At 62.7% G+C, this 26,191-nt stretch carries 24 protein-coding genes; 10 read left to right on the top strand and 14 right to left on the bottom strand.

The annotated features are described in order from the left end of the window. Nucleotides 1–174 precede the first annotated feature (174 nt). The 9 genes from PQQ95_RS11710 to mpl form a co-directional block, all read right to left on the bottom strand. Entirely contained in the window at nt 175–951 is a 777-nt protein-coding gene (locus PQQ95_RS11710) for an SDR family oxidoreductase (protein ID WP_408437555.1), read from the bottom strand. Further along, nucleotides 948–1,628 carry a 2-dehydro-3-deoxy-6-phosphogalactonate aldolase gene (locus PQQ95_RS11705; protein WP_408437554.1) on the bottom strand — a complete coding sequence of 227 codons (681 nt, stop codon included), beginning with the start codon at nt 1,626–1,628 and terminating at the stop codon, nt 948–950. The genes PQQ95_RS11710 and PQQ95_RS11705 overlap by 4 nt, the downstream gene beginning before the upstream one ends. 36 nt (nt 1,629–1,664) lie before the next feature. Beyond that, on the bottom strand, nt 1,665–2,726 hold the full coding sequence (locus PQQ95_RS11700; protein ID WP_408437553.1) for a 2-dehydro-3-deoxygalactonokinase: 1,062 nt from the start codon (nt 2,724–2,726) through the stop codon (nt 1,665–1,667). Next, nucleotides 2,723–3,703, bottom strand: coding sequence for an IclR family transcriptional regulator (locus tag PQQ95_RS11695; RefSeq protein ID WP_408437552.1), 981 nt, complete (start codon nt 3,701–3,703; stop codon nt 2,723–2,725). The genes PQQ95_RS11700 and PQQ95_RS11695 overlap by 4 nt, the downstream gene beginning before the upstream one ends. Before the next feature lie 1,645 nt (nt 3,704–5,348). Then, nucleotides 5,349–6,071: a monofunctional biosynthetic peptidoglycan transglycosylase gene (gene mtgA, locus PQQ95_RS11690; RefSeq protein ID WP_408437551.1), complete on the bottom strand. Its 723-nt coding sequence runs from the start codon at nt 6,069–6,071 to the stop codon at nt 5,349–5,351. A 54-nt stretch (nt 6,072–6,125) separates the two neighbouring features. Beyond that, on the bottom strand, nt 6,126–6,989 hold the full coding sequence (gene aroE / locus PQQ95_RS11685) for a shikimate dehydrogenase (protein WP_408437550.1): 864 nt from the start codon (nt 6,987–6,989) through the stop codon (nt 6,126–6,128). Next, on the bottom strand, nt 6,986–9,100 hold the full coding sequence (locus tag PQQ95_RS11680; protein ID WP_408437549.1) for a ribonuclease catalytic domain-containing protein: 2,115 nt from the start codon (nt 9,098–9,100) through the stop codon (nt 6,986–6,988). The genes aroE and PQQ95_RS11680 overlap by 4 nt, the downstream gene beginning before the upstream one ends. 177 nt (nt 9,101–9,277) lie before the next feature. After that, nucleotides 9,278–9,880: a YqiA/YcfP family alpha/beta fold hydrolase gene (locus PQQ95_RS11675; protein WP_408437548.1), complete on the bottom strand. Its 603-nt coding sequence runs from the start codon at nt 9,878–9,880 to the stop codon at nt 9,278–9,280. Beyond that, nucleotides 9,877–11,283 carry a UDP-N-acetylmuramate:L-alanyl-gamma-D-glutamyl-meso-diaminopimelate ligase gene (gene mpl, locus PQQ95_RS11670; RefSeq protein WP_408437547.1) on the bottom strand — a complete coding sequence of 469 codons (1,407 nt, stop codon included), beginning with the start codon at nt 11,281–11,283 and terminating at the stop codon, nt 9,877–9,879. Before mpl ends, PQQ95_RS11675 begins: the two co-directional genes overlap by 4 nt. Before the next feature lie 209 nt (nt 11,284–11,492). Between mpl and PQQ95_RS11665 the strand changes: the two genes are divergently transcribed. The 10 genes from PQQ95_RS11665 (at nt 11,493) to PQQ95_RS11620 (ending at nt 19,784) form a co-directional block, all read left to right on the top strand. Further along, nucleotides 11,493–12,146, top strand: coding sequence for a UDP-N-acetylmuramate--alanine ligase (locus PQQ95_RS11665; RefSeq protein ID WP_408437546.1), 654 nt, complete (start codon nt 11,493–11,495; stop codon nt 12,144–12,146). 11 nt (nt 12,147–12,157) lie between these two features. Next, on the top strand, nt 12,158–12,709 hold the full coding sequence (locus PQQ95_RS11660) for a TlpA family protein disulfide reductase (RefSeq protein WP_408437545.1): 552 nt from the start codon (nt 12,158–12,160) through the stop codon (nt 12,707–12,709). 194 nt (nt 12,710–12,903) lie between these two features. Next, entirely contained in the window at nt 12,904–13,359 is a 456-nt protein-coding gene (aroQ, locus tag PQQ95_RS11655) for a type II 3-dehydroquinate dehydratase (RefSeq protein ID WP_408437544.1), read from the top strand. A gap of 69 nt (nt 13,360–13,428) precedes the next feature. Further along, nucleotides 13,429–13,899: an acetyl-CoA carboxylase biotin carboxyl carrier protein gene (gene accB, locus PQQ95_RS11650; protein WP_408437543.1), complete on the top strand. Its 471-nt coding sequence runs from the start codon at nt 13,429–13,431 to the stop codon at nt 13,897–13,899. Nucleotides 13,900–14,028: 129 nt separating this feature from the next. Continuing rightward, nucleotides 14,029–15,396, top strand: coding sequence for an acetyl-CoA carboxylase biotin carboxylase subunit (accC, locus tag PQQ95_RS11645; RefSeq protein ID WP_408437542.1), 1,368 nt, complete (start codon nt 14,029–14,031; stop codon nt 15,394–15,396). Nucleotides 15,397–15,399: 3 nt separating this feature from the next. Continuing rightward, on the top strand, nt 15,400–16,302 hold the full coding sequence (gene prmA / locus PQQ95_RS11640; protein ID WP_408437541.1) for a 50S ribosomal protein L11 methyltransferase: 903 nt from the start codon (nt 15,400–15,402) through the stop codon (nt 16,300–16,302). Between the two features lie 48 nt (nt 16,303–16,350). Then, entirely contained in the window at nt 16,351–17,673 is a 1,323-nt protein-coding gene (locus PQQ95_RS11635) for a zinc-ribbon and DUF3426 domain-containing protein (RefSeq protein WP_408437540.1), read from the top strand. Between the two features lie 73 nt (nt 17,674–17,746). Continuing rightward, nucleotides 17,747–18,247: a thiol peroxidase gene (gene tpx, locus PQQ95_RS11630; RefSeq protein WP_408437539.1), complete on the top strand. Its 501-nt coding sequence runs from the start codon at nt 17,747–17,749 to the stop codon at nt 18,245–18,247. Nucleotides 18,248–18,343: 96 nt separating this feature from the next. Beyond that, complete coding sequence (locus tag PQQ95_RS11625; protein WP_408437538.1) at nt 18,344–19,282, top strand: carbohydrate kinase family protein; 939 nt, start codon at nt 18,344–18,346, stop codon at nt 19,280–19,282. Nucleotides 19,283–19,307: 25 nt separating this feature from the next. Then, on the top strand, nt 19,308–19,784 hold the full coding sequence (locus tag PQQ95_RS11620; RefSeq protein ID WP_408437537.1) for an outer membrane lipoprotein: 477 nt from the start codon (nt 19,308–19,310) through the stop codon (nt 19,782–19,784). A 270-nt stretch (nt 19,785–20,054) separates the two neighbouring features. On the opposite strand, the gene PQQ95_RS11615 is transcribed toward PQQ95_RS11620, so the two are convergent. The 5 genes from PQQ95_RS11615 to PQQ95_RS11595 all read right to left on the bottom strand — a co-directional run bounded on the left by PQQ95_RS11615 (nt 20,055) and on the right by PQQ95_RS11595 (nt 26,025). Continuing rightward, nucleotides 20,055–20,669 (bottom strand): histone H1-like DNA-binding protein, encoded by a 615-nt coding sequence (locus PQQ95_RS11615; RefSeq protein WP_408437759.1) that lies wholly within the window; start codon nt 20,667–20,669, stop codon nt 20,055–20,057. A gap of 42 nt (nt 20,670–20,711) precedes the next feature. Continuing rightward, nucleotides 20,712–21,026 carry a hypothetical protein gene (locus PQQ95_RS11610; RefSeq protein ID WP_408437536.1) on the bottom strand — a complete coding sequence of 105 codons (315 nt, stop codon included), beginning with the start codon at nt 21,024–21,026 and terminating at the stop codon, nt 20,712–20,714. Between the two features lie 85 nt (nt 21,027–21,111). After that, nucleotides 21,112–22,347 (bottom strand): ribonucleotide-diphosphate reductase subunit beta, encoded by a 1,236-nt coding sequence (locus PQQ95_RS11605; protein ID WP_408437535.1) that lies wholly within the window; start codon nt 22,345–22,347, stop codon nt 21,112–21,114. 137 nt (nt 22,348–22,484) lie between these two features. Next, nucleotides 22,485–22,802 (bottom strand): hypothetical protein, encoded by a 318-nt coding sequence (locus tag PQQ95_RS11600; RefSeq protein ID WP_408437534.1) that lies wholly within the window; start codon nt 22,800–22,802, stop codon nt 22,485–22,487. Nucleotides 22,803–23,028: 226 nt separating this feature from the next. Continuing rightward, the gene (locus tag PQQ95_RS11595) at nt 23,029–26,025 is read right to left on the bottom strand and encodes a ribonucleoside-diphosphate reductase subunit alpha (RefSeq protein WP_408437533.1); all 2,997 of its coding nucleotides are present in this window, start codon (nt 26,023–26,025) and stop codon (nt 23,029–23,031) included. Between the last annotated feature and the right edge of the window lie 166 nt (nt 26,026–26,191).

Here is a 26,191-nt window from a genome sequence, read left to right as displayed (position 1 = left end):
ACCGGGTGTGACACACGCGGCCAGCGCGTCGTCCGGTGAAACTTTGGTGCCGGTTATTGCCTGTTCCTGATGCTTGTTCCTGATGCCCGTTCCTGCTGATGATCTTTGCTGCTGGCCCTTGCTGCTGGTCCTTGCTGCTCGTCCTGCGTCTTCTTGCGTATCGGTCTACCAGCCTCAGTCGTGATACAGCGCCGAGCGACCGCCATCCACGGTGATGCAAGTGGCGTTGATAAACGGCGCTTCGTCCGAAGCAAGAAATACCGCCGTCATCGCAACTTCTTCCGGGCGGCCGATGCGTTTCATCGGCTGCAGATCGAGCGTCGCCTGCTTCGCGGCGGCCGGATCGGCTTGTTCGTTCCACCAGTCGTGCGTCAATTGCGTTTCGACGTATCCCGGCGCGATCGCATTGACCCGCACGTTGCGCGGCGCGTACTCGATGCCGAGTGCACGCGTCAGACCGAGCACGCCATGCTTCGCGACCGGATACGGAAAACATCCCGGAATGATCTTGAACGCATGCGTCGATGCGATATTCACAATGCTGCCCGCGCCGCGTTCGACCATGCCCGGCAACACCGCGCGACACCCGTTCCAGACCCCGTCGAGATCGACCGCGAAGCAACGGCGCCAGTCGTCGTCGGTCATCGTCAGCGGGTCGCAGAACACGTTGATGCCGGCGTTGTTGACCAGCACGTCGAGTGCGCCGAACGCCTGTTCGGCCTCGCTCACGGCGTGCTGCACCGAGGCCGATTGCGTCACATCCGTCTGCACCGCCAGCACGCGTGCGCCGGTTTGCGCGCTGATCTGCTCCGCCGTCTGGCGCGCCGTGTCAATATCGAGTTCAGCCAGCACGACCGCCGCGCCCTCACGCGCAAACGCGAGCGCGATCGCCGCGCCGATGCCGCGCCCGGCGCCGGTGATCAAGGTGACTTTGTCGGCAAGCCGCTTCATTTCTTCGCGCCCGCCCGCGCGATGCGCAAACCGTTGATGAACGCCTTCGCATGCAAAGCCGTCGTCGCCACGCTCTGCCCCGGTTTGTAGAGCGCCGAGCCGAGACCGAAACCGTTCGCGCCGGCACTCAGAAACGGCCCCATGTTGTCCGGCGTGATTCCGCCGACCGGCACCAGCGGCACTTCCACCGCGATGACCGCGCGCCATGCCTTCACGACCTGGCAGCCGAGTTGTTCGGCCGGGAACATCTTCAGCACATCCGCGCCATTTTTCAGCGCGATAAAGGCTTCGTTCGGCGTCGCCACGCCCGGCGCGCAGGCCATGCCTTGCGCTTTCGCGGCGCCGACGACCTCCGGATCGCTGTGCGGCATCACGATCAACTCGCCACCCGCCGACTTCACGTCATTGACGAAACCCGGATGCAGCACCGTGCCGGCACCGACGATCGCATCGGCCGGCAACACCTTGCGGATCGCCGCAATGCTGTCGAACGGCTGCGGCGAATTCAACGGCACTTCGACGATGCGAAAGCCCGCTTCGTACAGCGCCTGACCGTGTTCGGCGGCATCGGCGGGCGTCACGCCGCGCATGATCGCGATCAGCGGACAGACCTCGAACGCCGCGATCAGACCCGCGTGCGGCAAGTACGGGGCGGGCAGATTGATGTGAGGTTGCATCTCGATTCCTTGTTTCGTGAGCGGCGGCGCTGCCGCCTAGCCGGCGTGTGCTGCCTGAGCCGTCGGATTGACGAGCCCTGCCTGGGTGGCGACGCGCCACAAACCGCGCTCGGTGGCGTGCTTGACCAGTTCCGCGTGCGTGCAGCCGAATTGCGCGAGCGCCACGCGATAGCGTTCGCACAGCGCTTCATTGCCGATCAGGCGCAAGTGCTGCCCGGCGAGCGAGTTTTGCTGTTGCATCAGCACGGCCTCGAGGCCAGCCAGTTCGTGCCCGATCAGCAGGCCCGACAAGTAGTCCGGCTGCTGTTCGCGGGAAAGTTGTCCCGTGAGACCGAGCGTGCGGGCGCTGAATACCGTGGCCAGCATTCCCGCCTGCCCCTTGTCGCGGGCGATTTTCACGCCATGCCGGAATGCATCGTTATCCGGACGATCCGGCGTCACCATCGTGCGGCCGAGGATGGTGTGCTCGCGCAATGCGGCGAACACCTCACCGGTCATGAAGGTATGAAAACGTTCGATGCGACCCGCGTGCACGACGGCCCACTTCGCGTGCGTGCCGGGCAAGCCGATCAGTGCGCGCCTGTCGCTGTCCGCGCTGCCCGTGTCCTGACCGAGTGCGCCGAAGATTTGAGTTTCTTCGCCGCGCATCACATTAGGCAACTCGCCACGTTGCAGGACGCCCGGCACGATGTGCAGCGTCACACCGCACGCCGTTTTCACGCGAATGATGCCGGCCACCAGCGCATCGGCATTCGCCGGCGCGTCGACATACGGCGCTTCGACCCAGCCTTGCGCGCTGCCGACCATACCGGCTGCGATCACCGCCACATCGGGCGCCTGTTCGAGCCAGGCGCCGCACGCGTCGTCGAAGGCGGCGTCGAAGCCGCCTTGCTCGGCGCTATGCGGCAAATTCATGATGCCGGCCGTCGATGCCCGCGTCGCCAGCACTTCGCCGGCCGCGTCGTACAGATAGGCGCGCAGCGACGTCGTGCCCCAGTCGAGCGCGATGAGCGCGGCGTGCTGGAGGTTGGCATCGGCGGCTGCGGCGAGGTCTTGCACCGGATTGACCGCCTGCGTGTGGGAACCCGCTTGCTTCATCGCTTGATCCTGCGGGTTGCCGGTTGCGGGGCGCGCCAGCCGAGTTCTTCCGAGATCGCGCGCGCTTCGCGCTGCACGACGGGAATCAGCTCGTCCATGCGTTCGAGCGACATATACGGAATCGTGCTCGCCACCGACAGCGCCGCCACCACCGCACCCGACGCATCGCGCACCGGCGCCGCGACGCAACGGATCGACGCTTCGTTTTCTTCGAGGTCGAAGGTGTAGCCACCTGCGGCGTAATTGGTCATGCGCTGCATGAAAGTCTGCGCATCGGGACGGTTATCCGGCTTGAAACTGACGCCGGCAAGCGCGCGCCGCGATGCTTCGAAGAGCGACTGCCAGACGTCCGGCGTGAGGTCGAGCATCATGGCTTTGCCGATTCCCGTCGACGCCAGCGGCATCCGGTGACCGACGCGCGAGCGCATTTCGAGGCCACGGGTTCCGGGGATCTTGTCGATGTACAGCACGTCGTCGCCATCGCGCACGCCGAGGTGAATCGTATCGAGCGTTTGTTCGGCGAGCGATTCGAGATGCTGACGGGCTACGGCCGTGAGCGGCATCTGTTCGAGCGCGATCGTGCCGAGTTCGATCAGCTTCGGGCCGAGCAGATAGCCACCTTGCACCTGCCGCAGATAGCGCGCCTGCACAAGGCTGCTCACCAGCCGGTGCGTGGTGCTTCGGGTCGTGCCGAGCGCGGCGCCGAAGGTACGCAGATCGCGCACACCGGCGGCGGCGGCTTCCAGAATCGCCAGGCCGCGCAGCAGCGTTTGCGTGCCGGCTTGCTGCGGCGTGATGTCGAGCAAGGTGCTCGGCAATGCGATTTCATCGACCACCGGCGGATGCTGGGCGCCGGCGCGTGAAACTTTCGCAGCGTTGGCGGCCGGTCGCGGCGCGGCGCTGGAAGCGTGATCGGCCTGCGCAGCCAGATCGGCATCAGACTCGCTTACGACGTGAGTGGGCATCGCTTTGTTCATGGCGATTCGCTTTCGGGTAGTTTTTTGCGCTTACAGCGCGGGGCCGGAGAGGAGGCCTGTTTTGCCTGCGGCACAGTGCTTGTTGTCACTGGCGCGGGCATGCGGTTGCTGCCTTTGGGTCTTGGGCATGGTTTGGCTTGTCTCCGGTTTTTTTCTTGCTGTCGCTGGCCGCGGCCGGTTTTTTCGGCTCACGGTGCGTGTTGGGTTGGATTGTAGGATGGTTTTTGAGAAAGCTCCAATATGTGAGTGTTGCACTCATATGTTGGGATTTTTTTGTTGCCGTGGGCTTGGGGTACGGCTGTGGCTGCTGCTTCTGATTGCCGTAAGGGGTGGTTTCTGGCTGGGTCTTTTTCTCTGGTGGGGTGCGTCTGCGTAGGTTGTTTGCCTATGGCGGTGGCCTTTCCTTGATTTGTTTGCCTGGTCGGCGCTTGTTTATTTGGTCGCCTACGGTGGTGGCCTTTCCACGATCTGTTTGCCTAGGTGGCGCGTTCTTGTCTGGTTGCCTATGGCGTTTGGGCTTTGCCTGGTCTGGGTTCTTTGGGCGTTGGCCTTTCCTTGTTTTCTTAGTGGTCTATTAGCGTTCGCCCCTGTGCGGGGCAGGCACCTACTTTCTTTGCCGCCGCAAAGAAAGTAGGCAAAGAAAGCGGCTCACACCGCTAATTCTTAAGCGGGTCCCCCGCACAGCGATGGTAGTGGTGCATCTGGAATCCGTGCCCTCGCGCACTCGGCACCAGTGACAAAGGGCTCATCCGCTCCCACTCCGCACTGCGTGCGTCGCGGATGGGTCTGCATGGGAAACCAGCGGTTTTGTTTGGCTACGGTGAGGAACAGCGGTTTCGTTTGGCTACGGGGAAGATCAGCGGTTTCGTTTGGCTACGGGGAAGATCAGCGGTTTCGTTTGAGTGCGGTGGGGACCATCGGTGTTGCCCCGCTACGGACGGGTCCGTCTCGGAAACGGCATGCTTCGTTTGAGGGCTGTGAGAGCCATCGGCGGCATCCTGACGAGGACGGGCTACTTGGGAATCCGGGGGCTTCAGCGGAGTCCCGTGAGAAATGCCGGTTTCAGGTCGGCGAGGCGCTCAAAAAATATCTGTCCGGAAGTACTGCCCGGCGCGCCGTGTAACCGACAAGTCGCAGGAGCACACGCAGGCGTTAATTCGCACTTCGAATGAGGCACTAGCGCATTGGATAAACGGTGGGAATACAACGATGAACTGCGGCGTCGGGTAAAGCCCACGTGCGAAAACAAACAGATGGTTCCAGGCGTTGCGTGTCGGCGCGCGCAGCGCCGCTGGAAGTATGACGCCCTTGTCACCAGCGCGGAATGTGCGAAAACACAGATTCCAGATGCACCACTACCATCGCTGTGCGGGGGACCCGCTTAAGAATTAGCGGTGTGAGCCGCTTTCTTTGCCTACTTTCTTTGCGGCGGCAAAGAAAGTAGGTGCCTGCCCCGCACAGGGGCGAACGCTAATAGACCACTAAGAAAACAAGGAAAGGCCAACGCCCAAAGAACCCAGACCAGGCAAAGCCCAAACGCCATAGGCAACCAGACAAAAAAGCGTCGAGCAGACAACCAAACCAGCCAAACCCCAACGCCTTAGGCAACCAGACAAACAAACGCCGAACAGGCAAAAACCAACCCTTAATCCGGCAATTCCGCCGCCCCCATCCTCCGCGCAATCACGCGCGACCGCTGCGCCAGATACCCTGAGCCCCTGTGCTCATCAAAATACTTAGGCTGCGGCAGCATCACAGCCAGGCGGGCCGACTGTCCCACAGTCAATTTGGCAGCGGAAGTCTTGTAGTAATAATGCGCAGCCGCCTCGACGCCATAAACGCCATTGCCCCACTCAACGGAGTTGAGATAAATCTCAAAGATCCGCTGCTTATCCATCAAGGTTTCGAGCATCCAGGTAATGATCAGCTCCTGCCCTTTGCGGATATAGCTCTTCTCACGGGATAGAAAAAGATTCCGCGCCAGCTGCTGCGTAATCGTCGAGCCACCGCGAACGATCTTGCCCTTGGCTTTGTTCCTCTCCCACGCCTGCAAAATGGCGTCGGTCTCGTAGCCGTTGTTATTCACGAAGTTCGCGTCTTCTGAAGCAATAATCGCGCGCTTCAGATTGTGCGAAATCTGTTCGTACGGCACCCACGTGTGTTGCACCGAAAGATCAGGCCGATCCTCAGACAGGCGCCACGCGTCCGACCGCATGAAAGCCGTGGACGTGGGATTCACGTAATTCCACACCGCGATCTGCGCGAAGTAAAACGCCTGCGTCGCAAGCCACGCAATCGCCACCACGGCGCCCAGATAAAACATCCATCGCACCGGGCCTGGCCGGCTCGCGCGCCGCGTTGCTGTCATCGTGCCTCGAGTCCTCGAATCGGTAAGACGTGTTCCGGAAAGTAAAACAGCGGCCTAGGCGTGCGACGGCGCCGTCAACAATGCGCGCAATTCGGCCAGTACCGGCGCGCCGTCGGGCCGCACGCCACGCCACACGTAAAACGACTCGGCCGCCTGCTCGACCAGCATGCCGAGACCGTCGGCGCCGCGTGCGCCCAGCTTCCGCGCGTGTTCCATGAACACCGTCGGATGCGCGCCGTACATCATGTCGTAGGCCAGCGTGCCGCTGCCGAACGCGCGGTCGTCGCACTCCGGCAACGAAGCGTCCAGACTGCCCGCCGTCGCGTTGACGATCACGTCGTACGCGCCCGCTTCGATCGCTCGCGCGCTGCCGCCGGTCAAACGGCAAGCGGCGTCGTGCGCGGCTTGTGCGAACTGGTCGACCAGCGCTTCGGCCTTCGCCGCCGTGCGGTTGACGATCGTGAGCGTATGCGGCGCGCGGTCCAGCATCGGCAGCACGACACCGCGTGCCGCACCGCCCGCCCCGAGCAGCAAAATCCGCGCGCCCTTCAAGGCCACACCGAGATTCACTTCGATGTCGCGCACGAGGCCGAAGCCGTCCGTGTTGTCGCCGTAGACACCGCTCGCATCGAATCGCAGCGTATTCACTGCGCCCGCTGCCGCCGCACGCGGCGACAGGGTGTTAGCGAACGCGTGCGCCTCGAGCTTGAACGGCACGGTGACGTTCATCCCTCGGCCGCCCGCTTCGATAAAAGCGCGCACGTGCGGGACAAAAGCGTCCACCGGCGCGAGCAAGTGACCGTACTCGATCGGCTCGCCGGTCTGCGCGGCAAAGCGGCCATGAATGAACGGCGATTTGCTATGGCCGACCGGGTTGCCGATGACCGCGTAACGGTCACGTGAGTCATTCACGCTCATCGTCCCGGCTCCGCGACATGCTGCTGATCGACTGCCGCATCACTGGCGCTGGTGCCGTTTTCGGCATCACCCTGTTCAGCCGCACCGCCATCGAGGTCGGCTTCCGCTTGCGCCTCGGCTTCGCCTTCGGCGCTTTCCTCTGCCACGTCGATGATTTCCTCTTCACCCTCGTCGGCTTCTTCGGCTTCGGCGCCGCTCGTCACGGTGGGCGCGTCGAGCACATGCAGCAGGCGCACGGACGCTTCGACGGTCAGTTCGTCGATCGACATCACTTCCATCTGCAAGCGCGTACCGCGTGCGTGCACGCCAAGACCCGGTACGTGCAGCAGCAGCGGAATCTCTTCCAGACGCACGAGATCGCCCTTCACTACCGATGCCACAACCTGCTTCCGGTTCTCCTGCTTCAGCCACCGCAAGCACCAGAAATACTCCATGCGCCGCTGGTGATCGGCGTACGCGGTGTAGGTGTCGTCGAAACCTTGCACGACGGCGAACAGATCGGCGTCCTTCGGCTTGAACGGCGCGGCCAGTTTCGCGGTGACGCCATGCTGCACACAGGCGAGCAACTGCCACTGGTTCACGAGGTCGACGTAGCGGCGCAGCGGCGACGTGCTCCACGCGTATTGCGTGACGCCCAGGCCTTCGTGCGGCGCGGCGTTGGTCTGCATGCGGGTGCGCTTCGGGCCAGTCGGCGCGCCGAACGCGCGTTGCGTGCGGTAGATGCCCGGCACGCCGTGGTCGTGCAGGAACGCGCCCCACGACGAGTTGGCGAGAATCGCGAGTTCCGCGACGATCGTGTCGAGCGGCGAACCACGCCGGCGCGGCGTGATCGTGATGTGCTCGCCTTCCACGTAGAAGTTGAAATCGGTGTTGCGCTGCACTTCGCGGCGCAGGCCGTAACCGGCGCGCGCGGTCTGACGTTTTTCGAACAGCGCCTGCGCAAACGGCCACAGCACGGCGATGTCTTCCTTGTGCGGATAATCGCCCGTACCGGCGGCGAGCGCCTCTTCGGTGACCAGTTCGTCGAGCGTGTTGTGGCGCAGATTGTTTTTCACGAACACGCGCTCGGCGCGCGTTTCGCTCGCCACGATTTCCTGCGTCTCGCGATTGATGATCACATACAGCGACAGAGCCGGCCGCAAGCCGCCTTCAGCCAGCGTGAACGCTTCGACGACGCTATCGGGCAGCATCGTGATCTTGTCGCCCGGCATATAGACGGTGGACAAACGCGTGCGCGCGATCGCATCGATTTCGTCGCCCCGCGCAATGCCTAGCGCCGGCGCGGCGATGTGCACGCCGATCCGCACGCGGCCGTCGGCCAGATGTTCGACGGAGAAGGCATCGTCGATTTCAGTTGTGGTGATGTCGTCGATCGAGAATGCCTGGACATCGGCTTCCGGCAGATCTTCCGGCAACGCGCCGACCGTGACCGGCGGAAAACCGATACCGTGCGGGAAAAACTCGGAGAGGAATTTCGCCTCATGCAGCGCGCGCGCCGACGGAATGCCGCCGCATTCGAGCATCAGCCGCGCTTGCGAGATACCGCGCGCCGCTGCCGCGCCTTCGAGCGCCTTGTATTCGATCGTGTTCTTGTCCGGCCGGGTGAGCAAAGCCAGCGCCTTGCTGCCGCTGAAGCCTTCCGGCAGACGGCCGGCCTTCAGTTCGTCTTCGTAGCCGGCCTGAACCAGCGCCTGCTGACGCTTGCGCTCCAGCCCGGCGAGCGCCATCTTCAACTGTTCCTGCGGTGCGCGCTGGTACATGCCGCGGCCCTTGCGGCGGAAGTACACCGGCGCGCCGTGCATGCGCAGCACGAGTGCCGCGCGCTCGATGGCGCCGAACCCTTCGCCGAAATACTCGGCGCCCAGCGTGGCAAACGGGAATTCATCATCCGGCGCGCATTCCCACAGGAAGTCCAGATCGATGTCCTGCGCGGCGGCGTCGGCCTGTTGCATCAGCTCGCCGGCGGTCGGCTTTTCGAATTCGATCAGCACGTCTTTCGCGCGCACCTTGGCGCGCCGGCCGCCCGGCAACTCGACCTGAAAAGCATCGCCCTGGCGCGACAGCACGCTGCCCGCCTTGAAACTGCCCGATTCCTCGAAGAAAACGTTCACTCAATACTCTCGTTCTGTCTTGCATCTGCCGGCGCGCCCGATTCGGTTCAGCTATCGGTCACTGCGTGCGCGGCACGGCAACGTGTTCGTGGTAGTGGATCCGCGGCGCGATACGCGCGCGCCGGCGGCATGATTCTGTTGTTCCGCAGCGGCCTCGCTGCAGGATCGTCTGGACCGTCAGGCCGCTTCGCGCGGCGCGGGCGGCTCGACGTTTTCGGCGTCGCAAAAGGCCAGCACCTCGTCGACGTATTGCGCGAATTCGCTGATCGCGTGGTCACTCCCTTCGATCAGCGTAGTGCGCGCGCCCGGATAGTGCGCAAGCATTTCGCGGTAATCGAGCACCTCGTCGCCGGTGGCGGCTATCAAATAATAGCGTTCGGGCCGCGTGATCGACGCGACGCCGAGCGCGCGCAGTTCGTCCAGATGATGCGGTTCGACCGTAATGCTGCCGCCGCCGTGCCACAACGGCTGCTCGCCGAGATAGGCGCTCAGGTCGCGCTGCGGAACGACCGCGGGATTCAGCAGCACCGCCGGCCAGCCATGCTTCTCGGCGAGATGCGTGGCGAAATAGCCGCCGAGCGAACTGCCGATCACCGTCACCTCGTTCGGCTTCGCGGCCGCCACGAGCGATTCGGCCAGCGCCACGGTCTCGAACGGCGAGACCGGCAGCATCGGGCAGCACCATTCGTCGCTGCGGCCGAGTTCGGCCAGACGCGCCGCCAGCACACGCGCCTTGAACGAATTAGGTGACGAGCGAAAACCGTGCAGATAAAGGATCACGAAGCGCCTCGCGCGGAAAGTGCTGCGGACAATGCATCAAGCAGCTTCTGATGAACGCCGCCGAAGCCGCCGTTGCTCATCACCAGAATCTGGTCGCCGGGGCGCGCTGCGTGGACTACCGCTTTGACCAGCGCGTCGAGATTGTCGAAAGCCTGCGCTTTGCCGCCGAGCGGCGCGAGCGCTTCGCCGAGATTCCAGCCGAGTGCGTCGCGGCCGGCCGGCGCACCGTAGCCGAACACCAGGTCGGCGTCGGCCAGACTTGCCGGCAGTTGCGCTTTCATCACGCCGAGCTTCATGGTGTTCGAGCGCGGCTCCAGCACGGCCAGGATTCGCGTGTTGTCGCGGCCGACGCGTGCGCGCAGGCCGGCCACCGTGGTCTCGATCGCGGTGGGGTGATGGGCGAAATCGTCGTAGACGGTCACGCCGTCGACGCTGCCGCGCACCTCCATGCGACGCTTCACATTCCGGAAGCTCGCCAGCGACTTCGCGGCTTGCGCCGGCGGCACGCCGACGTGGCGCGCGGCGGCGATCGCGGCAAGCGCGTTCATGCGGTTGTGCTCGCCCTGCACCTGCCAATCGACCACGCCGACGCGCTCACTGTTGTGATACACCGCGAAACGTTCGTCGACCGGCACGCCGTCTTCCGCCGGCAAGGTTTCCCAGCCGCCTTGCACGCCGAACCGTTCGACCTCGCTCCAGCAACCACGCGTCAGCACGCGCTCCAGCGCGTCTTCACGACCGTTCGTGACAATCCGGCCGATGCCCGGCACCGTGCGGATCAGGTGATGGAACTGCGTTTCGATCGCCGCCAGATCCGGGAAAATGTCGGCATGATCGAACTCGAGATTGTTCAGGATCGCGGTTTTCGGCCGGTAGTGGACGAACTTGGAACGCTTGTCGAAGAAGGCCGTGTCGTATTCGTCGGCTTCGATCACGAAGAAGCTCGAATCGGTCAGCCGCGCCGACACGCCGAAGTTCAGCGGCACGCCGCCGATCAGGAAGCCCGGATTGAGACCCGCGTCTTCGAGCAGCCACGTCAGCATCGAACTGGTGGTGGTCTTGCCGTGCGTGCCGGCCACCGCCAGCACCCACTTGCCGTTCAGCACGTGCTCGCCGAGCCACTGCGGACCGGACACATAAGGCAGGCCGCGATCGAGGATCGCTTCCATCAGCGGGTTGCCGCGCGAAACCACATTGCCGATCACGAACAGGTCGGCGTTGAGGCCGTTCAACTGCTCAGCGCCATAACCTTCTATCAGACGAATGCCTTGCGCCTCGAGCTGCGTGCTCATTGGCGGATAGACGCCGGCGTCGCAGCCCGTCACGGTGTGGCCCGCGCCGCGCGCGAGGACCGCGAGTCCGCCCATGAACGTGCCGCAGATACCGAGGATGTGGATGTGCATAAGCCTGTCGTGCCGCGCGGGCGTATTTTGCGAGGGATGGGAGCGCAGAAGAGCGGCCGAAACGACCGTCTGCAAAGGACGCTATTGTAACCGACGCCTCTGAATCGCCCTATGAACGGGCCGCCCGGGTAGCCCCCACCGCGCTGACGCAAACACCTGGCGCGAACCCGCCAGAAAGGGCTGTCACCAATCTCTAGTATGATTGGGAGATGGTTCCCAAATCACATTTCGATCCGCAGCGCGTGCGCGAGGAAATCGCCATTGCAGCTGCCCGGATGATCGCTGAAGACGGTCTGGACTACGCAACGGCCAAGCGTAAAGCGGCGCGGCAGGTAGTCGGCGAGAGCCGTGTTGCCGGCGAATGGCTACCGGATAACGATCAGATCGAAGAAGAAATCCGTGAATACCAGTCGCTCTTCCAGGGCGACAGCCAGCCGGTGCTGTTACGGCGGCTGCGCCGTATCGCGATCGACTGGATGGAGCGGCTTGCGCCGTTCAATCCGTATCTGACGGGCGCGGTGCTCGGCGGCACGGCGGGCGAACACTCGGATATTCACCTTCAGGTGTTCTGCGATAACCCGAAAGAAGTTGCGATCTACTTTCTGAACGCGAACATTCAGTACGACGTTTCGGAGACGCGGCATTTTGCCGGCCGCGGCTACGTCGAGACCCTGAGCTTCCTGTGGCGCCCCACGGACGAAGGGCGCGATGCGGAGCCGGCCGGCATCCACGTCGCCCTGTACGAAACGGACGATTTGCGCGGCGCGGTTCGGGCCGACGCCCGCGGCCGCACGGCGCGGGCGAATCAGCAGGCAGTTCAGGCGCTGCTCGACAGCAGCAACGTCACCTCTTCAACTAATTAGACAGATCTGGAATGAATACGAGACGGATTCTGGCAGGCGCGCTGGTCGCGGTCGCCGCTGCGGGCGGTGGGGTGCTGGCCAATCATTGGCTGAACGGCGATCCGGATGTCGCGCACGCGGCGCAGCAACCCGGCTCCACGCAAAGCGCGGTCGCGCAGCTTTGGAGCGCGCCCGTCACGAATGTCGAAGGCAAGCCGCAATCGCTAAGTTTGCTTAAAGGCCATCCAATCGTCGTCAACTTCTGGGCCTCCTGGTGCGGGCCGTGCGTTGAAGAGATGCCCGCTCTTTCGCAACTTCAGCGCGAATATGCCAAGAAAGGGATCCAGTTCGTCGGACTTGGCGTGGATTCCGATAAAAATGTCCAGGCGTTCCTCCAGAAGGTGAATGTGGCCTACCCCGTCTACGTGACAGGATTCGGCGGCGCCGACCTCGCGCGCGCGTTCGGCAATACGGCGGGCGGGCTGCCCTTTACCGTCGTAATCGACGCAAACGGCAACATTCGCTCGACAAAATTAGGCCAAATCGACCCTCAGGTGCTGAAACAGACGCTCGACGCGCTCTAAATTTCACAATCTTTTGACGTTCAAATCGAGGCAAAAGGCGCGAAATTGCGCGCAAATCGTTCAGATTTGAGAGAAGATGGGCACCCAGAGAAGCGGCGAAAGGTCGCCGGGATCGTTTCCAACGCGCAGGAAACTAGACAAGTTTCTCTAATCAGCGCTAAAGTGCGCCCAATTCCACGGAAAAAGAAGCGACCATGACGCGACTGCTGGTACTGCACGGCCCCAACCTCAACCTTCTCGGCACCCGGGAACCCGAGGTATACGGCCACGTGACATTGCCGCAGATCGATCAGGCGCTGGCGGACCGCGCAGCGGACGCCGGCGTCGAACTCGCGTCGTTCCAGAGCAATCATGAAGGCGCGCTGGTCGATCGCATCCAATCCGCCCGGACTGAAAAAACCGATTTCATATTGATCAATCCCGCCGCGTACACGCACACCAGCGTGGCCATTCGGGACGCACTGGCGGGGGTCGGCATCCCGTTCGTCGAGATTCATCTGTCGAACGTACATCGCCGCGAACCGTTCCGGCATCACTCGTATTTCTCCGACCAGGCAGAGGGCGTGATTTGCGGCCTCGGCTGGAAGGGGTACATGTACGCGCTCGAATTCGCGCTCGACCGGCTGTCCGCCGGTTCGTCGCGCGGCTGATTCCAAACACGTCTAATTTGCGCCGGCTGCGCACGCGCCGGCACTTTACGCATTGAAAGGGGCTTCCTGATGGATCTACGTAAACTGAAAACTCTGATCGACCTCGTCTCGGAGTCCGGTATTTCCGAACTCGAAGTGACCGAAGGCGAAGGCAAGGTCCGCATCGTCAAGAATGCGCCGCCGGTTTACGTGCAACCGTCCGCTTCGTATGCGCCGCAGTATGCGCAACCGGCGCCGGCGCCGACCGGCGAAGCACCGGCTGCAGCAGCGGGCGCCCCGGCTACGCCGGCTGCCGCCGCGCCGCAAGGCCACGTGGTGACCTCGCCGATGGTCGGCACCTTCTACCGCGCGCCGTCGCCGGGCGCCGATCCGTTCGTCCAGGTGGGCGACACGGTCAAGGAAGGCCAGACGATCTGCATCATCGAAGCCATGAAGCTGCTCAACGAAATCGAGTCGGACAAGTCCGGCGTGGTGAAGGAAATCCTCGTCGAGAACGGCCAGGCGGTCGAGTACGGCCAACCGTTGTTCGTGGTCGGCTGACGCGGCACGCTTTGCGCTTTTTGCGCTTGCCCCGCCCGCGCGCCTGCCTTACCGTGGCGCGCGACCGATCCTCTGAGGCAGCCTGTGTTGTGATCAACCGGGCGCCTATTGATGAGTCGAAAATCCGCTATGTTTGAAAAAATCCTCATTGCCAATCGTGGCGAGATCGCGCTTCGTATCCAGCGCGCCTGCCGCGAACTCGGCGTCAAGACGGTCGTCGTCTATTCGGAAGCCGACAAGGAAGCCAAGTACGTGAAGCTCGCCGACGAGGCGGTCTGTATCGGCCCGGCGCCTTCGAATCTGAGCTACCTGAACATGCCGGCGCTGATCAGCGCGGCAGAAGTGACGGACGCCGAAGCGATCCACCCCGGCTACGGCTTCCTGTCGGAAAACGCCGACTTCGCCGAACGCGTCGAGCAGTCCGGCTTCACCTTCATCGGCCCGCGCCCGGAAACCATCCGGATGATGGGCGACAAGGTGACCGCCAAACAAACCATGATCAAAACCGGCGTGCCGTGCGTGCCGGGTTCTGAAGGCGCGTTGCCGGACGATCCGAAGGAGATCGTGAAGATTGCCCGCCAGGTCGGCTATCCGGTGATCATCAAGGCTGCCGGCGGCGGCGGCGGTCGCGGCATGCGCGTGGTCCACACCGAAGCGGCGCTAGTCAACGCGGTCAATATGACGCGCGAAGAAGCCGGCCGTGCGTTCGGTAATCCGCAGGTCTACATGGAGAAATTCCTGGAGAACCCGCGGCACATCGAAATCCAGATCCTGGCCGATTCCTTCAAGAACGCGGTCTGGCTGGGCGAGCGCGATTGCTCGATGCAACGCCGTCACCAGAAAGTGATCGAAGAAGCGCCGGCGCCGGGCATCGCGCGCCGCCTGATCGAGCGCATCGGCGACCGCTGTGCGGACGCCTGCAAGAAAATGGGCTACCTCGGCGCGGGCACGTTCGAATTCCTGTACGAAAACGGCGAGTTCTACTTCATCGAAATGAACACGCGCGTGCAGGTCGAGCATCCGGTGACCGAGTTGATCACGGGCGTCGACATCGTGCAGGAACAGATCCGCATCGCGGCGGGCGAGAAGCTCGCGTTCCGTCAGCGCGACATCGTCTTCAAGGGTCATGCGATCGAATGCCGGATCAACGCGGAAGATCCGTTCAAGTTCACGCCGTCGCCGGGTCGTTTGACCTCGTGGCACATGCCGGGCGGCCCCGGCATCCGCGTCGATTCGCACGCCTACAATGGCTATTTCGTGCCGCCGAACTATGATTCGATGATCGGCAAGCTGATCGCTTACGGCGCGACGCGCGAGCAGGCAATCAAGCGGATGCGCATTGCCTTGTCGGAAATGGTGGTGGAAGGCATTTCGACCAACATCCCGCTGCACCGCGAGCTGATGCTGGACGCGAAGTTCGTCGAAGGCGGCACCAGCATTCACTACCTCGAAAACCGGTTGGCCGCGAAGCAGCAGGCCGCACCGGAAGAAGCGTAAGTCATGAGTTACCGGGAACTGATCGTCGAACTGGCACGCGAGCACGCGGAGGAATTCTCCGACGCGCTGCTCGAGTTGGGTGCGTTGTCCGTATCGGTTGAAGATGCGGACGCCGACACGCCCGACGAGCAGCCGCTGTTCGGCGAGCCCGGTCTCACGCCGGATCGCTCGGCGTGGCAGCATTCGCGGGTGATCGCGCTGCTCGCGCCGGAACACGAGCCGGCGGTGCTGCTCACTGCCGCGGCCAATGAAATCGGGCTGGAAACCGCGCCATCGTTTACCGTGCGTGAAGTCGAAGAGCAGGATTGGGTCCGTCTCACGCAATCGCAATTCGATCCGATTCCAATCGGCGAGCGCATCTGGGTCGTGCCCTCGTGGCACGATGCGCCGGACCCCAACGCCCTCGTGCTGGAACTCGACCCGGGCCTTGCCTTCGGCACCGGCAGCCATCCCACCACGCGTCTGTGCATGGAATGGCTGGAGCAATCGGTGAAGGCGGAGCAATCGGTACTGGACTACGGCTGCGGCTCGGGCATCCTCGCGATCCTCGCGAAGAAGTGCGGCGCCAACCCGGTGTATGGCATCGACATCGACCCGCAAGCGGTCGAATCGGCGCGTCACAACAGCGAGCGCAACCGGGCAGAAGTCACCTATGGCTTGCCTGACGAATGCCCCACCGGCGAGTTCGATATCGTGGTCGCCAACATCCTGTCCAATCCGCTCAAGCTGATGGCCTCGATGCTGTCGTCGAAGGTCAAGCCGGGTGGCCGGATCGCGCTGTCAGGCATTCTGGCGAGGCAAGCGGACGAAGTGGCGCAGGTCTATTCGCGCTGGATCGACATCGGCATATGGCGCGAACACGAAGGTTGGGTATGTCTCACGGGAACGCGCCGCGAAAGCCATTAGAATAGGGCGTATTGTCCAACCAACAGCCTTTCGGCTTACCGGCTCAATATGCTCCTGGCGACGCGTTGCCCCTTCTGCGAAACCGTCTTCCGCCTGCAAACGGCGCAGCTCGCGCTGCGCCGCGGCCTCGTGCGTTGCGGGCATTGCCATGAAGTATTCGACGCGTCGAGCAGCCTGTTCGAACTGAATGAGGGCGGGGATTTTGCCTCCGCCAAACCGGTCGCCGCGGCTGCGGCGATCGAGGCTTTGTCCGGTGTACGTCCCAAAGACCCCGATTTCAGCGCCGAAGCCTGGAATCCGTGGGCCCCGGCGGCGGACGCCGTGATCGACAACCGCCTGCTCCACAACGCCAGCAGTTTGCCGTTCACGCCGGTTTCCACCGGCTTGGGCGTCGCGCTCACGCCGCGCCAGGCGACCGAGCCGGAACTGCCGGCGAGCGCCTTCACTACGCCACTTCCTCCCGACCACGAACCGATTCTCGCGGACGCGCCACTCGAACCGTTCGCCTACGAGACGGATGCGCCTCCGGATCTCCCGCGTGAACCGTTCGCTCACGCGGGAAATCCGGAGGTGGAGGTCGCGCCGCGGGTCTGGCACAAGACCGAGCGTCCGTCTGAACATCTTGCTGACGGTGACGAGCCGGTTCTGAACGAGCCGGCGAGCTTGCATGGTATTCCTGACAATGAACCGCATTTCGGCGCGGGCGGCTTAGGTGCGGCCGACTTAGGTGCGGCTGGGTTGAGTGCGGCCGCCTCGGGCGCAACCGGCACGGGTGGCAGCTCAGGCCCAGCCACATTTGGATCGAGCGGCGAACCTTTCGCGGTCCAGCCGGTGCATGACGGCGTCGATCCCTTCCCGGTGGTACGCGAAACGCGCCCGGCCGAACCGCGCCGCATCGGCTGGATCATCGTCGGCTCGGTGGTCGCCGCGCTGCTGGTTATCGCCCTGCTGGCGCAACTCGCCTGGTGGCAGCGCGAAACCGTCCAAGTCTACTTCCCACGTTCGCAACCGCTCTACGAGAAAGCCTGCGCGCAGCTCGGCTGCCAGATCACGCCGCCGCACGACATCGACGGTTTGCAGGTCGAACCGTCCGATCTGCGGCAGATCGACGGCCCGCACAAGCTCGAACTGAAGATGCCGCTGCGCAACCGTTTCAACGTTGCGCTGGCCTACCCGGCCATCGAACTCACGTTGCTGGACGATCAGAACAATGTCGCCGTGCGCCGCGTACTCTGGCCGCAAGACTATGTCGCACCCGGCACGCCGATCGCAGCCGGCCTGCCGGCGCACACGACCCAGACCATGATCGTGCATCTCGACACGGGCAATGCGGTCGCGTCCAATTTCCGCGTACAGATTTTTTATCCGTAACGCATCCTCGCGCGCCCGGCAACGACCGGGCGTATTCACCGTCATTACTGACGAATTTTCGGAGCACAACAACATGAGTCAAGTCACGCTGGGTGGCAACCCGATCGACGTAGCCGGTGCATTCCCGACCGTGGGCCAGAACGCCCCCGCCTTCTCGCTGGTGGGCAAAGATCTGAAGCCGGTGTCGCTGGCCGACTTCGCCGGCAAGCGCAAGGTGCTGAACATCGTCCCGAGCCTCGACACGCCGACCTGCGCCACGTCGACCCGCAAGTTCAACGAGGCCGCAGCCAAGCTGAGCAATACCGCTGTGATCGTCGTGTCGGGCGACCTGCCGTTCGCCGCATCGCGCTTCTGCACGACCGAAGGCATCGAGAACGTGGTGACGGCATCCACGTTCCGCGGCCATGAGTTCGCGCAAGCCTACGGCGTGGACGTCACGAGCGGCCCGCTGACGGGTCTGACGGCACGCGCCGTGGTGGTTGTCGACGAGAACGACAAAGTCGTGCACGCCGAGCTGGTCAGCGAAATCAAGAACGAACCGAACTACGACGCAGCACTCGCCGCGCTGAAGTAAAACCTTCGCGCACGAACCCCGGCGCCGCGCTTCATGCGCGGCGCTGTCACATCGTCGCGCCCCTTATCTCCATCGATTTTTACAGGAACGCTCGCCTTGGCTACGCTGATTTGCGGTTCGCTCGCCTACGACAACATCATGACCTTCGAAGGCCGCTTTCGGGATCACATCCTGCCGGAGCAGGTTCACATCCTGAACGTGAGTTTCCTCGTGCCGACGATGCGCCGCGAGTTCGGCGGCTGCGCGGGCAATATCGCCTACTCGCTGCATCTGCTGGGCGGCAACGCGCGCATCATGGGATCGCTCGGCGCGATCGACGCGCAACTCTACATGGACCGCTTCGAGCAGCTCGGCCTGTCGACGGAAAACGTGCTCGTGGTGCCGGACACCTACTCGGCGCAGGCCATGATCACCACCGACCTGGAAAACAACCAGATCACCGCCTTCCACCCGGGCGCGATGATGCAGTCGCATCTGAATCGCGCCGACGAGGCAAAAGGCATCACGCTCGGCATCGTTGCCCCTGATGGCTACGACGGCATGATCCAGCATTCCGAGCATCTGGCCGCGGCCGGCGTGCCGTTTATCTTTGATCCGGGTCAGGGTTTGCCGCTGTTCGACGGCGACTCGCTACGTCGGATGATTGAACTTGCTACTTATGTAGCTGTCAACGATTACGAAGCCAAACTGGTGAGCAACAAAACGGGTTGGTCGATCGAAGAGATCGCCGGCAAGGTCGAAGCGCTGATTATCACGCTCGGCGAACACGGCGCGCAGATTCATCACGCGGGTGGCATCGAAGAGATTCCGGCGGTCAAGGCACGGCAAGTACTCGATCCTACCGGCTGTGGCGATGCGTTCCGCGGCGGCTTGTTGTACGGCATCGAGAACAAGCTGGGCTGGGCGACCACCGGCCGTCTGGCGAGCCTGATGGGCGCGCTGAAGATCGAACACCAGGGCCCGCAAAACTATGCGCCCGACCGGGCGGAGATCAACGAACGGTTCAAGCAGGCGTTCGGATACGACCTGCAGTAATGCCGCAAGCTATTGGAGTTAGGGAATGAGAATAACGAGTCGCCTGGTAGTCGCCACTTTGATTGCCGGTTCGCTAGCCATGTCGGGGTGTGCGTACAACAGCAGCTCTGCCGATGTTTACACGGCGTCGCAGGCACAGCGTGAAGAGACGGTCCGCATGGGCACGGTCGACAGCGTGCGCGCTGTGAAGATCAGTTCGAACAATGGCCAGCCGAGCGGGCTGGGTGCGATTGGCGGCGGGGCGTTGGGCGCAGTAGCCGGCAGCGCGATCGGCGGCGGTCGCGGCTCGATCGTAACGGGCATCATCGGCGGCCTGGCTGGCGCGGTGGCAGGCAATGCGGTCGAGAACGGCGTCGCGGTTCACGACGGCCTCGAGATCACCGTGCGACTCGATAACGGCGACATGCGTGCAATCACGCAAAGCGCTACCGGCGAGATCTTCCGCGCCGGCGAGCGCGTCCGCCTGCTCTCCAGCGGTGGCGTCACGCGCGTCACGCACTAAGTTTCCCCTCTCGCGCGGTCGCGCTTCACGCGCCGCCGCGACGACCTCAAACGCATGCCCTCGCCTGTCGATGGTGCATGCGTTTTTTTTCGCCTGCAGGTTTAGAAGTGTTGCGTGTTGCGAGCGCCGTCGCGGATAAAAAAATCCCGTCGCCAGAAACCCGGCAACGGGACCCTGACCGAGTAGCGCTCGGCCATGCTACTTCAAGCGCTACTCGATCATCGACACAGCGTACGACGTGTCGAAGTACTTCTGCTGCTCATCTGCCCGTTACGGACGGCTGCCCGTCGGGAACGGCCATGCCGCTGCCGGGTTCAGCGCGGTCTTCACCGTCGCCGCCGGTGCGCTCGAGACAGAAGTCGCAGCGGGTGCAGGAGCCGCCTTCTTGGCAACAGCCTTCTTCGCAGGGGCAGCCTTCTTGGCAGGAGCAGCGGCCTTCTTCGCGGCAGCCTTCTTGGCAGGCGCAGCCTTTTTAGCGGCAGCCTTTTTCGCAGGCGCAGCTTTCTTGGCAGCAGCCTTTTTCGCAGGCGCAGCCTTCTTGGCAGCAGCCTTCTTAGCCGGCGCCTTCTTTGCTGCGGCCTTCTTCGCCGGTGCTGCCTTCTTCGCTACAACCTTCTTGGCTGCAACCTTCTTGACGGCCGCCTTCTTGGCCGGCGCTGCCTTCTTCGCAGCAACCTTCTTCACGGCGACTTTCTTGGCTGCAACCTTCTTGGCCGGCGCAGCTTTCTTCGCTGCAACCTTCTTAGCCGGTGCTGCCTTCTTCGCTGCAACCTTCTTCACTGCGACTTTCTTTGCAGCGACTTTTTTCGCCGGAGCAGCCTTCTTTGCCGGTGCTGCCTTCTTGGCTGCGGGTTTCTTAGCTGCGGCTTTCTTGATAGTTGCCATCATTTTCTCCTTCAGGTTTTCAGATGAGAGTCAGTTCAAACATCACCCTTCGTCAAAACCCGCTTCCCGCGGACGCTTCTCAGGGCGCGCGCTACGAAGCGGGCTATTCATCGGCGTACGCAGGTGCTGCGCGCTTACGCTAATGAATGCGGTAAGGCGCGCCGTGCCCTTGGGCACCGCGCGCCAGATCTGGTCGGCGCTGGATCTCAACGCCGGCAATTGCTTGATCGGGCCGCCGGCGCTCACGCCAGCGGCTTTTTCCGGGGGGAAGTTTGCCCATCCCACTGAAGGGTTCGCAAAGTGCCAGTCATGTTTGTGGGCCGCGAAGGCACGCGGCGCACTGGGCACAATTTGCATCAGGCGGTTCTGCTCCTAACTCAATTGCCGCGGCCGAAGCCTGCCGGCATCCCCAAAATGAATGCATCTGCGACACGAACCCGGATCACTCCCAGGTCAGCGCGCCGCCAGTCTGATATTCGATCACTCGCGTCTCGAAGAAGTTGCGTTCCTTCTTCAGGTCGATCATCTCGCTCATCCACGGGAACGGGTTTTCCTCGTTCGGGTACAGCGGATCGAGACCGATCTGCTGGCAACGGCGGTTGCAGATGAAGCGCAGATAGCTCTTGAACATCGACGCATTGAGGCCGAGCACCCCGCGCGGCATCGTGTCTTCTGCGTAACGATATTCAAGTTCGACCGCTTGCTGGAAGATCTCGCGGATTTCCGCGCGGAACTCAGCCGTCCAGAGTTGCGGGTTTTCGAGTTTGATCTGGTTGATCAGGTCGATGCCGAAATTGCAGTGCATCGACTCGTCGCGCAGGATGTATTGGTACTGTTCCGCCGCGCCGGTCATCTTGTTCTGGCGACCCAGCGCCAGGATTTGCGTAAAGCCGACGTAGAAGAACAGCCCTTCCATCACACAGGCGAACACGATCAGCGAGCGCAGGAGCGTCTGGTCTGCCTCGAGCGTACCGGTCTTGAAGGCCGGGTCGGTCAGCACGTGGATGTACGGAATCAGGAATTCGTCTTTCGCGCGGATCGAGGAAACCTCGTGATACGCGTTGAAGATTTCGCCTTCGTCGAGGCCCAGGGATTCCACGATGTACTGGTAAGCGTGCGTGTGGATCGCCTCTTCGAACGCCTGGCGCAGCAGGAACTGGCGGCATTCGGGCGCCGTGATGTGGCGGTAGGTGCCCAGCACGATGTTGTTGGCGGCCAGCGAGTCAGCCGTCACGAAGAAGCCCAGGTTGCGCTTGACGATGCGGCGCTCGTCTTCGGTCAGACCGTTCGGGTCTTTCCAGAGGGCGATGTCGCGCGACATGTTCACTTCTTGCGGCATCCAGTGGTTGGCGCAACCCGCCAGATACTTTTCCCAGGCCCACTTGTATTTGAACGGCACCAACTGATTGACGTCGGTCTGGCCGTTGATGATGCGCTTGTCGGCGACATTGACTCGCGCTTCCGAAACGGCAGCCGTTCCAGCCGCCGCGTTGGTCACGTGAGCAACGGGAGCGACAGCGATGTCGTTCGCGAAGATGTCTTGAGCCGAGGGAGCGTGAGGAGCGGAACGCGTTCCGACTTGCGAACCGACAGCCGATCCCGCAGCGTTGCGCAACACATTCTGTTGCGTAGCGCTCGAGGGAGTTACGGCAGTGATCTCGTCATCCCAGTTGAGCATAAATGTCACCATCAATTTAGAACGGTTTGTACCATCTTTTCACGAGCGATAAAAGAGTTCGCTGATGAAAAATCCTGTTTTCGATTCGCGTTGCTACGTTCATACAACACTTTGTTCAACAGACTGTGTGTGTCGCCTCATGTGAAGCGTGTTGAACGCGTGTCGTCGAGATGCTTCGCGAGCTCGAAGAGCAACGTGTTAAAGCGTCGTTTCGCTGCTCTATCTATCTGTATTGCGGAGTGTGCTTGCAGCGTTTTGCGATTGCTTCCTGCTGCCTCGTGCTGACGTCCCGGCTGTCCCATGCTTGCCTGTTCGTCAGTGCTGGCGAGGTGAAGTTCAATGCAATGTCGAGCGATGCATCTGGCCGGCTGTGTCGATCGACCATTGACCGGAGCGTTTGCTGAGCGCTTCATGTCGAGCGCTTCGTCTGTGCTGCCGACTGCTGACTGCTTCATCTACTACTTGCCTGCCGCTTCACGGCTTCAGTTGCTTGCCGTGCTTCGCTGCTTTTCGATGAGCGGCGCAACGTCGATTTCGTTTCGCCGCGCCGCTCGTCTACTTCGCTTATGCATCACTTCTATCAAGCTTGCTGATCGCTGCATGCGGGTCTTTACCTACACCCTGTTCAGCAAGCGGCGGTCCTGCCGCCTGCTTCATGCTTGTCTCTTAATTTCCAAGCGCTTACTGGCAAGCCTCGCACTCGTCGAAACCCGGATCGCCCGGACGCATCATGCACACCGGACCATCCGCTTCCGGCGCTGCTTCGACTGCAACCGCAGGGGCTGCCGCCGCTGCCTGGAAGCCGCCCGATGCTGCACCACCGCTCGCGCCGAAGCCACCTGCCGCGCCACCTGCGGCACCGCCCGATCCTTCGCCGCCACCCGAGCTCACCGCGTTCAGCGCGCCGTGCGCCACCGTCGACTTCTCGACGTGCGTCGCCGCCATCGTGCGGAGGTAGTAGGTCGTCTTCAGACCGCGCACCCATGCGAGCTTGTAGATCTCGTCGAGCTTCTTACCCGATGCGCCGCCCATGTAGATGTTCAGCGACTGCGCCTGGTCGATCCACTTCTGACGACGCGAGGCCGCCTCGACCAGCCACACCGGATCGAGTTCGAACGCGGTCGCGTAGATCGCGCGCAGGTCGGCCGGAATGCGGTCGATGCGCGACAGCGTGCCGTCGAAGTACTTCAGGTCGGCGACCATCACTTCGTCCCACAGACCGCGTTCCTTCAGGTCGCGCACCAGGTAGTCGTTGACCACCGTGAATTCGCCCGACAGATTCGACTTCACATACAGATTCTGGAACGTCGGTTCGATACAGGCCGACACGCCGATGATGTTCGAGATCGTCGCCGTCGGCGCGATCGCCACGCAGTTCGAGTTGCGCATGCCGTAGGTGGCGATGCGCGAACGCAGTTCGGTCCAGTCCATCGATTCGCTCGAATCGACTTCGACGTAACCGCCGCGCGCGTCGGCCAGCAGCTTCACCGAGTCTTGCGGGAGGATGCCGCGATCCCACAGCGAGCCGCGGTAGCTGGAGTAACGGCCGCGCTCCTGCGCCAGTTCGGTCGACGCGTAGTAAGCGTAGTAGCAAACCGCTTCCATCGACGTATCGGCGAACGCGACCGCCTCTTGCGACGCGTACGGCGTGCGCAGCAGGTGCAGGCAGTCCTGGAAGCCCATGATGCCGAGGCCGACCGGACGGTGCTTCAGGTTCGAGTTACGCGCCTTGGCCACCGCGTAGTAGTTGATGTCGATCACGTTGTCGAGCATGCGCATCGCGACGCTGATGGTGCGCTTCAGCTTGTCGTGGTCCAGCACCAGGGTGCCGTCGGCCTGTTCCTTCAGGTGAGCGACGAGGTTCACGGAGCCCAGGTTACAGACGGCGATTTCGGCGTCGCTGGTGTTCAGGGTGATTTCCGTGCACAGGTTCGACGAGTGGACGACACCGACGTGCTGTTGCGGCGAACGCACATTGCACGGATCCTTGAACGTGATCCACGGGTGGCCGGTTTCGAACAGCATGCCCAGCATCTTGCGCCACAGTTGCGCCGCCGGGATCTTCTTGAACAGCTTGATCTCGCCGCGCGCGACCTTGTCTTCGTAAGCCGTGTAAGCCGTTTCGAATTCCGCGCCGAACAGGTCGTGCAGATCCGGGCAGGTGGACGGCGAGAACAGCGTCCAGTCGCCGCCTTCCATCACGCGCTTCATGAACAGGTCGGGAATCCAGTTCGCCGTGTTCATGTCGTGGGTGCGGCGACGGTCGTCGCCGGTGTTCTTACGCAGCTCGAGGAATTCTTCGATGTCCAGGTGCCACGTTTCCAGGTACGCGCAGACCGCGCCCTTGCGCTTGCCGCCCTGGTTCACGGCGACAGCCGTGTCGTTGACGACCTTCAGGAACGGCACGACGCCTTGCGACTTGCCATTGGTGCCCTTGATGTGCGAACCCAGAGCACGCACGCGCGTCCAGTCGTTGCCCAGACCGCCGGCGAACTTCGACAGCAGCGCGTTTTCCTTCAGCGCTTCGTAGATGCCGTCGAGGTCGTCGTCCACCGTCGTCAGGTAGCACGACGACAGTTGCGAGCGATGCGTGCCCGAGTTGAACAGCGTCGGCGTGGACGACATGAAGTCGAAGCTCGACAGGATGTTGTAGAACTCGATGGCGCGCGCTTCGCGGTCGATCTCGTTCAGCGACAGGCCCATTGCGACACGCATAAAGAATGCCTGCGGCATTTCGATGCGCACGCCGTCGTGATGCAGGAAGTAGCGGTCATACAGCGTTTGCAGACCGAGGTAGCCGAACTGCAGGTCGCGGCTGTTGTCGAGCGCGGCGCCCAGGCGCTTCAGGTCGAACTGCTGGAGCTTGTCGTCCAGCAGGCCGGCGCCGATGCCGCGCTTGATGAACTGCGGGAAGTACTCGGCATAGCGGTCGGCCATTTCCGTTTGCGTGACTTCCTCTTCGAGGATCTCGCGGCGGATCGTGTGCAGCAGGATGCGGGCGGTGACCTGGCTATATGCCGGGTCCTTTTCGATCATCGTGCGGGCAGCCAGGATTGCCGAGTCGTAGACCTGGCTCATCGGCACGCCGTCGTACAGATTCTTGACCGTTTCCGCGATGATCGGATCGGCATTCACGGCGTCGCCCAGGTTCGAGCAAGCCAGTTCGATGATGCCGCGCAGCGCAGCCATGTCGAGCGGACGCGTCACGCCGTTGTCCGTGACATTCAGACCCGGGGTGCTGGCGACGATCTGATCGTCGTGACCGCGCGCCTGGGTGCGCTTCTCGCGATACAGCACGTAAGCACGCGCGACGTTGTGCTCGCCGCCGCGCATCAGCGCGAGTTCGACCTGATCCTGGATGTCTTCAATATGGAACGTGCCGCCGTTCGGACGGCTGCGCAAGAGTGCGCGCACCACGTTCTGCGTGAGTTGCTCGACCAGTTCGCGCACGCGAGCCGACGCCGCGCCTTGACCACCGTTGACGGCCAGAAATGCCTTCGTCACGGCGATGGCGATTTTCGACGGTTCGAACGACACCACGCTGCCGTTACGACGGATCACCTTGTAGTCGGCGTAAGTCGTTTGCGGCGCGAGCGCCTGGGCGCCTTGTGCCTGGCCGAAGGTCTGGCCAGCCGGTGAACCCTCGTACCGGGTCGTCGCGTTGTCGGTGGTTTGCATGTGCAAAGCTCCTGGTCTTGGAAATGTTGCGGAGAAAGCCGCGGATTAAAACGAACGCTGCGCCGCCGCGTGCGCAAGCGATGGGGTGCAGGAAAAAGACCGGCTAAGCCGGGTGGCGGGATGCGACAGCGATGAAGTCTGATTCGAATTGGTAACGGTCTTCATC

The sequence above is a fragment of the Paraburkholderia caffeinilytica genome, from assembly GCF_046030355.1.
GTDB classification, from domain to species: domain Bacteria; phylum Pseudomonadota; class Gammaproteobacteria; order Burkholderiales; family Burkholderiaceae; genus Paraburkholderia; species Paraburkholderia caffeinilytica_B.
This window is presented reverse-complemented; position numbering and strand designations above follow the sequence as displayed.